This window comes from Lentzea sokolovensis (genome assembly GCF_033949975.1).
GTDB classification, from domain to species: domain Bacteria; phylum Actinomycetota; class Actinomycetes; order Mycobacteriales; family Pseudonocardiaceae; genus Lentzea; species Lentzea sokolovensis.
On the sequence record NZ_JAXAVU010000004.1, the window covers coordinates 692,993 to 704,241 of the forward strand.

An 11,249-nucleotide genomic window follows, 5' to 3' on the forward strand; every position below is an offset into this window, starting at 1 on the left:
GGGAGGGACGTGGTTAGCATCGGATCCGTGAGATCTGTCGTCATCGTCGACCTCGACGACTGCCTGATCCCGGACGGCGCCGCGGCGCGTGCCGCCATCGCCGCGGTGCTGGACGAGTTCGCGATCGCCGCCACCGAACAGGCCGTCGACACGGTGCTCGCCGCCGCCCGCCGGGAGTGGCGCGACCACCGGCTCGTCACCCATCGCGAGGTCGAACGGGTCGCGTCCTGGGAGGCGCTCTGGGCGGACTTCCACGACCTGCCGATGCCGCGCGAGACCGTTCAGGCACTGGTGGGCAACGACGTGCGAGCGTGGCGGCTAGCCCTGCACGACCTGGGAAGTGCCGCCGACGCCGCACAGGCCGCGCTGGCGTTCCGCAGGCTGCGCAGGGCTTTGGTGCGGCCGTTCCCCGGCGTGGAGTCCGCATTGGACTCGCTGCGCGAACGCCACGAACTGTGGCTCGCCACGGACGGCTGCCGGTCGCTCCAGCGCGCGAAGATACAACTGTCCGGGCTGGCCGACCGGTTCGAGCGCGTGTTCGTCTCGGGCGAGGTCGGGCATCCGAAGGGCACCGCCGAGTTCACCGCGGCCGTCCGCACCGCGCTGACGGACGGCCGGACCGTGTGTCTCGTCGCGGGCGACAGCACGACCACCGATCTCCTGCTCGCGGAGACCGGTGGCTGGCCGTTCGTGCAGATCACCGACGAGGTGCGGTTCGTGGACGTGCCCGCGCTCTGCCGCTGCGTCTAGACGTCGTTGGCCGCGATGTACCCGAACGTCATGGCGGGCCCGATCGTCGACCCCGCCCCGGCATAGCTGTGGCCCATCACGGCCGAGCTGACGTTGCCCGCCGCGTACAGCCCGGGAATCACCGAACCGTCCGGCCGCAGCACGCGGGCCCGCGCGTCGGTGACCAGGCCGCCCTTCGTGCCGAGGTCGCCGGGCACGATCTTGAAGGCGTAGAACGGCGGTGCCCACAGCGGCGCGAGGCACGAGTTCGGGATGACCGCGGGGTCCGTGTAGTAGTGGTCGTAGGCGCTGTCGCCGCGCTTGAAGTCGGGGTCGCGGCCGGTCATGGCCTGGCCGTTGAACCGGCTGACGGTCGACTTCAGCGCCGCTCCCGGGACGCCGATGGCCGAAGCCAGGCCGTCCAGGGACCAGTTCTTCACCACGGCGCCCGACTGGTACCAGCCGTCGGGCAGCGGCAGGGTCGGGGCCACGTCGGCGAACAGGTACCTGTTGCGGTAGTTCTGGTCCACGACCAGCCAGGCCGGGATGCAGGGATCGGCGGGGTTCTTGTCGTACATGACGTGCACGACGTCGCTGTAGGGCGCGGCCTCGTTGACGAACCGCTTACCCGCCGCGTTGATCATCAGGCCGCCGGGGAGCGTGCGTTCGGCGAGGCAGAAGTACGGGGAGCCCGGCGTCGGGATGGCCGGTCCCCACCAGGCGTCGTCCATCAGGTCGAGCGCCGCGCCTGCCCGTTGGCCCGCGCGGTGACCGTCGCCGGTGTTCTCCTTCGCGCCGACGGTCCACTGCGTACCGATCGGCTGGCGCTGGTACTGGGCGCGCATCGCCGCGTTGTGCTCGAAGCCGCCGGAGCCCATGATCACGCCGCGCCGGGCGCGCACGACGCCCCGTGAGGTCAGCACTCCCTTGACGGCGCCGTTCTCCACGACCAGGTCCTGGAGGCCGGTGTTGAGCCACACCGGGACGTTCGCCTGCATCAGGCCCGCCCGCAGACCGCCGGCCAGCGCCTGGCCCATGGTCAACGGCTTCTGACCGGCCAACGCGGCCGCCGTACCTCTGGCCAACGCGGCCGCGGCGGTCGCCGCACCCTTCGCGTTGACGAGAGCGAGTGCGAGCCATTTGTAGTCGGCTCCGTAGATGACCATGCCCGCCGGGGTGGCGAGGTAGGGCGCGTTCAGGTTCGCGAGCTCGGCGCCGAGGATCCGGCCGTCGATCATCTCGGGTTCGATCGAGCGGCCCTTCGCGATGCCGCCGGGGTATTCCGGGTAGTAGTCGCTGTAGCCGTCCATGTGCCGGAAGCGCAGCGGGCTGTTGCGCATGACGAACGAGATCATCTGCGGCCCGTGCGACAGGTAGGCCTGCTGCCGCACCAGCGGGATGTCCCCGACGACCGCCGCCATGTACTGCGCGGCCTTCGCGGGCGTGTCCGGGATGCCGGCGGCCAGGATCACCTCGTTGTTGGGGATCCAGATGCCCGCACCGGACCGGGCGGCCGAACCGCCGTAGGTCGGTGCCTTCTCCACGACCACGCAACTCAGTCCGCGCTTGGCGGCGGTGAGCGCGGCGGTCATGCCGGCCGCACCCGCGCCGACGACCACGACGTCGAACTCGCCGAGGTCCGCGGAGGCCGATGACGGTTTGACGAGTCCCGAGGCCAGTGCGAGACCGGCTCCGGCGAGCACCTGACGGCGGTTCAGGTTCATGGGGTCACTCCAGACATCGTCTTCCGGTGGTCCCAGCTGGCGGTCTTGGTCGGACGGAAGATCACGGCGACGCGCCTCGACATCGCCTTGCGCAGGGCCTCGCGGGCTTCGGGTTCCGAACCGACCTCGCCGAAGTTGCGCGCCACCACGGCGTCCACGACAGGGCCGAGCTCGGTGAACTCGGTGACGCCCTCCATGTGCACGCCGCGCAGCTGGTCGTAGGTCTCCCCCGCCTCGGCCAGCACGCTGCAGCGCGGGTCCCGTTGCAGGTTCACGATCTTCTGCGACTTGCGGTCGGTGCAGAACACGAGTTCGCCAGCCACCCACGCGAACCACATCGGCGCGAGGTGCGGCAGTCCGTTGCGGCCGATGGTGGCGACGATCAACGTCTTCTGCTCACCCAGAAAAGCCTCGACCTCTTCGGCCGACATCTTGATCGCGTCACGCACGATCGCGCAGCTTTCGCTTGTACAGCTTTCCGTTCGGATCGCGCGGCAGCTCGGCGAGGTACTCGATCGTCCGCGGCAGCTTGAACTTGGCGAGCCTCGTGCGCGCGAACTCCAGCAGCTCCTCGGTCAGTGCGTCATCGGCGACCACTCCGTCCGTGGGCTGCACGACGGCCTTGATCGCCTCGCCCCAGTCCGGGTGCGGCACGCCGAACACGGCCACGTCCGCGACCTTGGGATGGCAGATGAGCTCGCCCTCGATCTCCGCCGGGTAGATGTTCACACCACCGGAGATGATCATGTCGTTCTTGCGGTCGCACAGGAACAGGTAGCCGTCCTCGTCGAGATACCCGATGTCCTGCAACGTGAACAGCTTGCCCACCCGCGCGGCACGGGTCTTCTCCGCGTCCTTGTGGTACTCGAAGGTCGCGTCGCCCATCCGCATGTAGACCAGGCCCTGCTCGCCGACGGGCAGCTCGGTGCCGTCCTCGCCCAGGATCTTGATCTCGGACGTCGGCCAGGGCAGGCCGACGGAACCCGGTTTGCGCAGCCATTCCTGAGCGGTGATCGCGGTGCCGCCGCCCTCGGTGGCCGCGTAGTACTCGATCACGACCGGTCCCCACCAGTCGAGCATGCGGCGCTTGACCTCCAGGGGGCACGGCGCCGCGCCGTGGATCATCGCGCGCAGCGAACCCATGTCGTACTTGGCTTTGACGTCGTCCGGCAGTGCCAGCAGCCGGTGGAACTGCGTCGGCACCATGTGGCTGTGGGTGACCTTGTGCCGTTCGATCAGCCGCAGCATGTCCTCAGGCGCCCAGTGGTCCATCAGCACGGCGGTGTGGCCGAGCTGGATCGAGATGACGACGAAGTTGAGCACCGCCGTGTGATAGAGCGGCGACCCGCACAGGTGCACGTGCCCGTCGTGCGGCTTGATCCCGAAGATGCCGAAGAACCAGGGGGCGGCCGGCGGCACGACGTCCGGATCGGCGCCGGTCAACGGCCTGCGCACGCCCTTGGGCCTGCCGGTGGTGCCCGAGGTGTAAAGCATCGGCGACCCCGTGGTGCGCCCCTCGGGACGGCCTTCCTCTCCAGCACCGAGCTTCGCCAGCGGCTCGAAGTCCGGGATGTCCCCGACCGCGAACCGGGCGTTGGCGGGCAGGCCGGCCGAGGCCTCCGCGGCGGCGGCCGCGAACCGTTCGTGGGCGACGAAAGCCTTCGCTCCGCTGTCCTGCACGAGGTACGCGACCTCGGCCCCGGTCAGGTGCCAGTTGGCCATCACGACGTAGAGGCCGGTCTGGAAGGCGGCGAAGTACACCGACACCAGATCGGCGCTGTTGGGCAGCATCAGCACGATGCTGTCGCCGGGTTCGAGCCCCAGGGCCCGGAACCCGCGTCCGTAGCGGTTCGCGGAGTCCGCGAGCTCCGAGTAGGTGATCTCCCGACCACTCGGATCGACCAGCGCGGTCAGGTCCGGCTGATCGGCAGCGATGTTCCAGAGTCCTGTGACCACACCCTCAAAGTAGAACGCGTTTCACCTACTGACAAGCCTCCGACAAGGCCTTGATCGAGGCAACGTCGCGGCATCCGACGAGCAGCGTCGTGACGCCCGCCTTCTCCCACCGGCGAACCTCGTCGCGCACGTGCTCGGCACTGCCGACGATGCTGATCTCGGCCACCAGCTCGTCCGGAACCACCTGCGCCGCCTCGTCCTTGCGACCTGCCTGAAACAGCTTGCCGATGTCCTGGACGACCTCGCCGTATCCCATGCGGGTGAAGACCTCGGCGTGGAAGTTCATGCCGGGTGCACCCATTCCGCCGATGTACAAAGCGACGAACGGCTTCAGCGTCGCCCGCACGGACTCCGGATCGTCGGTCACGACGACCTGACAGGTGGCGGCGACCTCGAAGTTCTCCCTGGTACGAGCAGAATCCTTTTGGCGCGATTTCGCGAAGCCTTCGTCCAACCACTCGTCGTACATGCCGGCGAGCCTGGGCGCGTAGTAGATGGCGAGCCACCCGTCCGCGATCTCCGACGTCAGCGCGACGTTCTTCGGACCCTCCGCACCGAGCCAAATGGGCAGGTCAGCGCGCAGCGGATGGGTGATGGGCTTCAACGGCTTCCCGAGCCCCAACGCGCCCAGCCCCTGATAGGGCAACGGGTAGTGCGGGCCGTCGTTGCGCACCGGCGCCTCGCGAGCCATCACCTGCCGCAGGATCGACACGTACTCCCTGGTCCTGGCCAGGGGTTTCGCGAACGGCCGCCCGTACCAGCCCTCCACGACCTGCGGTCCGGACACGCCCAGCCCGAGCACGAACCGGCCGCCGGAGAGGTGGTCCAGGGTCAGCGCGTGCATCGCGCAGGCGGCCGGTGTGCGTGCCGACATCTGCACGACGGATGTGCCGAGCCGCACGCGCGAGGTCCCGGATCCCCACCACGCCAACGGGGTGAACGCGTCCGACCCCCACGCCTCGGCGGCGAACACCGCGTCGAAGCCGAATTCCTCCGCCGCCGCCACGAGTTCAGCGGCGTTCTGAGGCGGACCGGCGCCCCAGTACCCGAGCTGCAGACCGAGCTTCATGCACCCATCTTGCCACCATTTCGAGAACCTGTTTCACTTTGATCTGTGACTCGGCCGCTGAGTGCTCCGCTCGACGTTGGCTTCGACTACACGCGCTCGCTCGGCCCGACGCTGGGCCGGTTCCTCTCGGATCTCCGCCGCCGCAAGGTGACCGGGATCCGCGGCAGTGACGGGCGCGTGCACGTGCCGCCGCTGGAGTACGACCCCGTGACCGCCGAACGCCTCCATGAGTTCGTGGACGTGACGGCGACCGGCGTCGTGCGCGGGTGGTCGTGGATTCCCGAACCTCTCGAAGGACAGCCGCTCGACCGGCCGTTCGCGTGGGCGTTGATCCAGCTCGACGGCGCGGACACCTCGTTGCTGCACGCCGTCGACGCCGGCTCGCCGGATCAGATGGCGACCGGAACACGCGTGCGCGCAAGGTGGCGTGGCGAACGCGTCGGCGCGATCACCGACATCGAGTGCTTCGAGATCTCCGACGAACCCGCCGACCCACCGGTCGAGGCGGAGGCCGTCACGATGGTCACGACACCGGTGAACCTGCACTACACGCACTCGGCGTCGCCGACAGAAGACCCGTTCCTGCGCGGCCTCATGGAAGGCAGGCTGATCGCCCAGCGCTGCCCGGTGTGCGAGAAGGTCTACTTCCCGCCACGCCCCGCCTGCCCAGTGGACGGCGTGCCGACGACGGACCAGATCGAACTGTCCGACCGCGGCACCATCACGACGTACTGCGTGGTCAACGTGCCGTTCCTCGGCCAGCGCATCCCGCCGCCGTACGTCTCGGCGTACGTGCTGCTCGACGGCGCGGACATCCCGTTCCTGCACCTGCTGCTCGGCGTCGCACCGGAGGACGTGCGGATGGGCATGCGCGTGGAGGCGGTCTGGAAGCCGCGCGAGGAGTGGGGCCCGACGATGCAGAACATCGACCACTTCAGGCCGTCCGGCGAGCCGGACGCGCCGTTCGACTCCTACTCCCAGCACCTGTGAGGCTCGCGTGCGTGACATTGCGGTAGTCGGCTTCGCGCAGACGCCCTGCGTGCGCGAGACCGACGGCACCACCAACGGTGTCGAGATGCTGGTGCCGATCTTCCACGAGGTGCTCGGCGGGCTCGGGATCACCAAGACCGACATCGGGTTCTGGTGCTCGGGCTCCTCGGACTACCTGGCGGGGCGCGCGTTCTCGTTCGTCTCCGCGGTCGACGCGATCGGCGCCTTCCCGCCGATCGCCGAGTCGCACGTCGAGATGGACGCGGCCTGGGCCCTGTACGAGGCGTGGGTGAAGCTGCTCTGCGGTGAGATCGACACCGCGCTGGTCTACGGCTTCGGCAAGTCGTCGGCCGGTCAACTGCGGCGGGTCATGGCGATGCAGCTCGACCCCTACCTCGTGACGCCGCTGTGGCCGGATTCGCTCGGCCTGGCCGGGATTCAGGCGCGCATGGGCATCGAGAACGGGCTGTGGGACGAGCGCGCGATGGCCGCCGTGGCCGCGCAGAGCCGTTCCGCGGCCCTCTCGAACCCGCTGGCGCAGCTATCCGGCGAGGTCGATGCCGACGAACTGCTGACCTTGCCTTACGTCGCGGATCCGTTGCGCCGCCACGACTGCGCGCCGATCACCGACGGCGCGGCCACGATCGTGCTGGCCGCCGGAGATCGAGCACGCGAGTTGTGCGAACGTCCGGCGTGGATCACCGGCTTCGAACACCGGACCGACTCGCCGTCGTTCGGCACGCGCGACCTCACCACTTCTCCCTCGGCGGTGGCCGCGGGCAAGGCGGCGGGCGCCGACGGCGTCGAGGTGGCGGAGCTGCACGCGCCGTTCACGCACCAAGAAATCCTGCTGCGCCAGGCACTCGGGCTCGGCGACGACGTGACCGTGAACCCGTCCGGCGGAGTGCTCGCGGGCAATCCGATGTTCGCGGCCGGGCTGGCGCGAATCGGCGAGGCCGCCCGACGGATCCACGACGGTTCGGCGACCAAGGTCCTCGGACACGCGACCAGCGGCCCGTTGCTCCAACAGAACCTCGTCTGCGTGATGGAAGGGCGTCAGTGATGCGACCGGCAGCAGTGGTCGGCGTCGGCCAGACGCACCACGCCGCGAAACGCCTCGACGTGTCGATGGCGGGCCTGTGCCGTGAGGCGATCGACCGCGCGATGGCCGACGCCGGCGTGGACTGGTCCGACATCGACGCCGTGGTCCTCGGCAAGGCACCGGACCTGTTCGAGGGCGTGATGATGCCCGAACTGTTCCTCGCCGACGCTCTGGGCGCGGTCGGGAAACCGTTGCTGCGCGTGCACACCGCCGGTTCGGTCGGCGGCAGCACGGGCAACGTGGCGGCGTCGCTCGTCCAGTCCGGCGTGCACAACCGCGTTTTGGCCGTGGCGTTCGAGAAGCAGTCCGAGTCGAACGCGATGTGGGCACTGTCCGTGCCGACGCCGTTCACGATGCCCGTGCACGCGGGCGCGGGCGGCTACTTCGCGCCACACGTGCGTTCCTACATCCGCCGAGCCAGTGCGCCCGAGCACATCGGTGCGATGGTCGCGGCCAAGGACAGGCGCAACGGTTCCAAAAACCCTTACGCGCACCTCAAACAACCGGACATCACCGTCGAGTCGGTGCAGGCCTCCACCATGCTGTGGGACCCGATCCGTTACGACGAAACGTGTCCTTCTTCGGACGGCGCCTGCGCGGTGGTGATCAGTGCGGAACCCACGTCGGGCCAGTCCGCCTGGATCCGCGCGACCGCGATGCGCACCGAGCCGACGACGTTCGCCGGACGCGACCAGGTCAACCCGCAGGCGGGCCAGGACGCCGCCAGGGCGTTGTGGAAACAGGCGGGCATCACCGATCCGCTGTCCGAAGTGGACGCCGCCGAGATCTACGTGCCGTTCTCGTGGTTCGAGCCGATGTGGCTCGAGAACCTCGGCTTCACCGACATCGGCCAGGGCTGGAAGCTCACCGAGGCCGGCGAGACCGAGATCGGCGGTCGTCTGCCGGTGAACCCGAGCGGCGGCGTGCTGTCGTCCAACCCGATCGGCGCCTCCGGTCTGCTGCGCTTCGCCGAAGCCGCGATGCAGGTCATGGGCACCGCGGGAGACCACCAGGTCGACGGCGCGCGGGTCGCGCTGGGCCACGCGTACGGCGGTGGTTCGCAGTTCTTCGCCATGTGGGTCGTAGGATCGGAGAGGCCGTGAAGTTCACCGTCGGAATCGCCATGAGCCCGCTCGACCAGCTGACCGAGTTGGCCCAGTGCGCCGAGGAGTGCGGCTACGCCTCGATCGCGCTGCCGGACTCCCTGTTCTTCTCGGAGAAGGTGTCCGCGGACTACCCGTACACCCCGGACGGCTCCCGCATGTGGAACGCCGAGACCCCGTGGGTGGACCCGTTCGTCGCCGCCGCCGCGATGGGCGCCGTCACGTCCAGGATCAACTTCTACACGCAGGTCCTGAAACTGGGCTCCCGCAACCCGTTGCTGCTCGCCCGTCAGGTCGGCTCGGTCGCGCACATGACCGGCAACCGCTTCGGGTTCGGCGTCGGACTCGGCTGGTCGCCGGAGGAGTTCGAGTGGTGCGGTGTGCCGTACAAGAACCGCGGCCCGCGCGTGGACGAGATGATCGACATTCTGAAGCTCGTGCTCGGTGGCGGAATGGTCGAATACCACGGCGACTACTTCGACTTCGACCGGTTGCAGATGTCGCCGGCCCCGACGTCGCCAGTCCCGTTCTACGTCGGCGGCCACTCCGCCGCCGCGTTGAAGCGCGCCGCCCGCGTCGGTGACGGCTGGACGTCGGCGATGATCAAGTTCGAGGAGCTCAAGTCGGTGATCGCCCAGCTCACCGACCTCGGCTGCTTCGAGCGGCCGTTCGAGATCCAGGCCGTGTGCATCGACCGGTTCGGTCTCGACGGCTACAAGCAGCTCGACGAGATCGGCGTGACCGACACGATCGTCGTGCCGTGGCTGTTCTACGGCGTCGGCTTCGACGGCAGCCTGCAGGCCAAGAAGGACGGACTTCGGCGCTTCGCCGACGAGGTGATCGGAGAGTTCGCGTGACCGCAGTTACTTGGACGGCGTCCAAGACCGAAACCCCTGCCCGGTTGGCCTCGTGGCGTTCCATGGAGGCCGTGTCGAGCGGCAAGAAGGACGAGTGGCTGGCCCTGTTCGCCGAGGACGCCGTCGTCGAGGACCCGGTGGGCCCGTCGATGTTCGACGCCGAGGGCAAGGGCCACCACGGCAAGGAGGCGATCGCGGCCTTCTGGGACCTCGCGATCGCCAACGTCGAGCGCTTCGAGTTCGCGATGCACGACTCGTTCGCGGCGGGCTCGGAGTGCGCGAACGTGGGCACGATCAGCGCGTTCCTGCCCGGCGGTGCGCGCGTCGACACCGAGGGCGTGTTCGTCTACAACGTGGGCGAGGACGGGCTGATCAAGTCGATGCGGGCGTTCTGGGAGACCGAACGGGCGCTCGCCACCCTGCGCGTCGAGTCCTGAGTTCATGACTGAGGGCCCCTCCGCGACACCGGAGGGGCCCTCAGTCGTGCGTCACGAGTACTGGACGCGGAACTCCTTGATCCCGTTCAGCCAGCCCGAACGCAGCCGCCGCGGCTCGGCGACCTGCTTGATGTTCGGCATGGCGTCCGCGATCGCGTTGAAGATCAGGTCGATCTCCAGCCGGGCGAGGTTCGCGCCGATGCAGAAGTGCGCGCCGCTGCCGCCGAACCCGAGGTGCGGGTTGGGGTCGCGGGTGATGTCGAACTTCTCCGGGCTGTCGAAGACCTCGTCGTCGAAGTTGGCCGACGAGTAGAACATCCCGACCCGCTGGCCCTGCTTGATCTCCACGCCGCTCAGTTCGGTGTCGGCCATGGCGGTGCGCTGGAACGACACCACCGGTGTGGCCCACCGAACGATCTCGTCACCGGTGGTGGCCGGCCTGGAGTCCTTGTAGAGCTCCCACTGCTCGGGGTGGTCGAGCAACGCCTTCATGCCGTGCGTGATGGCGTTGCGCGTGGTTTCGTTGCCGGCCACGGCGAGCAACAGCACGAAGAACCCGAACTCCTCCGACGCGAGGCCGGCGCCGTCCACGTCCGCCTGGACGAGCTTGGTGACGATGTCCTGGCGCGGGCACTTGCGGCGGTCCTCGGCCATCGTCCACGAGTAGCCGAGCAGTTCCGTGGCGGCGGTCAGCGGTTCGATCTCGAACTCGGGGTCGTCGTAGGCGATCATCTGGTTGGACCAGTCGAAGATCTTGCGGCGGTCGTCCTGCGGGATGCCGATCAGCTCCGCGATGGCCTGCAACGGCAGTTCGCAGGCAACGTCCGAGACGAAGTCGCCGCTGCCCTTGTCCAGCGCCTCCGCCACGATCCTCTCGGCGCGTTCGGCCAGCGCGTCACGCAGGCTGTTCACGGCCCGAGGCGTGAACCCGCGCGAGACGATCGCGCGCTGCTTCGTGTGTGTCGGCGGGTCCATGTTCAGCAGGAGCAGCCGCTGCATCTCGATGTTGTCGCGCGGCATGTCGTCCTTGAACCGGATGATCGCCGTGTTCTCGCGGCTGGAGAACAGGTCGCTGTTGCGCGAGACCTCCTTGACGTCGTGGTGCTTCGTCACCACCCAGAAGCCCTCGTCGGGGAACCCGCCCTTGCCCAGCGGCTTGGAGTTCCACCAGATCGGCGCGGTCTGGCGCAGTTCGGCGAACTCCTCGAACGGCAGCCGGCTCGCGTACATGTCGGGGTCGGTGAAGTCGAAGCCTTCCGGGATGCGCGGCTTGCTCACAGGC

General features: G+C 68.7%; 11 protein-coding genes. 6 read left to right on the forward strand and 5 right to left on the reverse strand.

The window, feature by feature from the left end:
• The first annotated feature begins 27 nt into the window (after positions 1 to 27).
• On the forward strand, positions 28 to 750 hold the full coding sequence (locus SK854_RS08685; protein WP_319974485.1) for an HAD family hydrolase: 723 nt from the start codon (positions 28 to 30) through the stop codon (positions 748 to 750).
• On the opposite strand, the gene kstD is transcribed toward SK854_RS08685, so the two are convergent.
• From kstD to SK854_RS08705, 4 genes are read right to left on the reverse strand one after another with little or no spacing between them, the layout of a single operon-like run.
• Positions 747 to 2,453, reverse strand: coding sequence for a 3-oxosteroid 1-dehydrogenase (gene kstD, locus SK854_RS08690; RefSeq protein WP_319974486.1), 1,707 nt, complete (start codon positions 2,451 to 2,453; stop codon positions 747 to 749). The two genes, SK854_RS08685 and kstD, sit on opposite strands and share 4 nt — an antisense overlap.
• Positions 2,450 to 2,902: a pyridoxamine 5'-phosphate oxidase family protein gene (locus SK854_RS08695; protein WP_319974487.1), complete on the reverse strand. Its 453-nt coding sequence runs from the start codon at positions 2,900 to 2,902 to the stop codon at positions 2,450 to 2,452. The genes kstD and SK854_RS08695 overlap by 4 nt, the downstream gene beginning before the upstream one ends.
• Positions 2,895 to 4,409, reverse strand: a complete 1,515-nt coding sequence (locus SK854_RS08700) for an acyl-CoA synthetase (protein WP_319974488.1) — start codon at positions 4,407 to 4,409, stop codon at positions 2,895 to 2,897. The genes SK854_RS08695 and SK854_RS08700 overlap by 8 nt, the downstream gene beginning before the upstream one ends.
• Before the next feature lie 25 nt (positions 4,410 to 4,434).
• The gene (locus tag SK854_RS08705) at positions 4,435 to 5,478 is read right to left on the reverse strand and encodes an LLM class F420-dependent oxidoreductase (RefSeq protein ID WP_319974489.1); all 1,044 of its coding nucleotides are present in this window, start codon (positions 5,476 to 5,478) and stop codon (positions 4,435 to 4,437) included.
• A gap of 45 nt (positions 5,479 to 5,523) precedes the next feature.
• On the opposite strand from SK854_RS08705, the gene SK854_RS08710 reads away from it, so the two are divergent.
• Genes SK854_RS08710 through SK854_RS08730 form a run of 5 tightly spaced genes read left to right on the forward strand, consistent with a single transcriptional unit; the run spans position 5,524 to position 9,967 of the window.
• A complete protein-coding gene (locus tag SK854_RS08710) occupies positions 5,524 to 6,468 on the forward strand; it encodes a Zn-ribbon domain-containing OB-fold protein (protein WP_319974490.1) in 945 nt (314 codons plus the stop codon).
• Between the two features lie 7 nt (positions 6,469 to 6,475).
• On the forward strand, positions 6,476 to 7,531 hold the full coding sequence (locus tag SK854_RS08715; protein WP_319974491.1) for a thiolase domain-containing protein: 1,056 nt from the start codon (positions 6,476 to 6,478) through the stop codon (positions 7,529 to 7,531).
• Positions 7,531 to 8,673, forward strand: coding sequence for a thiolase domain-containing protein (locus tag SK854_RS08720; protein ID WP_319974492.1), 1,143 nt, complete (start codon positions 7,531 to 7,533; stop codon positions 8,671 to 8,673). Before SK854_RS08715 ends, SK854_RS08720 begins: the two co-directional genes overlap by 1 nt.
• A complete protein-coding gene (locus SK854_RS08725) occupies positions 8,670 to 9,530 on the forward strand; it encodes a TIGR03619 family F420-dependent LLM class oxidoreductase (protein ID WP_319974493.1) in 861 nt (286 codons plus the stop codon). The genes SK854_RS08720 and SK854_RS08725 overlap by 4 nt, the downstream gene beginning before the upstream one ends.
• Positions 9,527 to 9,967, forward strand: a complete 441-nt coding sequence (locus tag SK854_RS08730) for a nuclear transport factor 2 family protein (RefSeq protein WP_319974494.1) — start codon at positions 9,527 to 9,529, stop codon at positions 9,965 to 9,967. The genes SK854_RS08725 and SK854_RS08730 overlap by 4 nt, the downstream gene beginning before the upstream one ends.
• 51 nt (positions 9,968 to 10,018) lie before the next feature.
• Here SK854_RS08730 and SK854_RS08735 read toward each other — a convergent pair whose 3' ends face one another.
• A complete protein-coding gene (locus tag SK854_RS08735; RefSeq protein WP_319974495.1) occupies positions 10,019 to 11,245 on the reverse strand; it encodes a cytochrome P450 in 1,227 nt (408 codons plus the stop codon).
• Positions 11,246 to 11,249 lie beyond the last annotated feature (4 nt).

Coding starts and splice junctions, on each gene's coding strand:
- SK854_RS08705 (WP_319974489.1), bottom strand. CDS start 5,478: ATGAAGCTCGGTCTGCAGCTCGGGTACTGGGGCGCCGGTCCGCCTCAG.
- kstD (WP_319974486.1), bottom strand. CDS start 2,453: ATGAACCTGAACCGCCGTCAGGTGCTCGCCGGAGCCGGTCTCGCACTG.
- SK854_RS08720 (WP_319974492.1), top strand. CDS start 7,531: ATGCGACCGGCAGCAGTGGTCGGCGTCGGCCAGACGCACCACGCCGCG.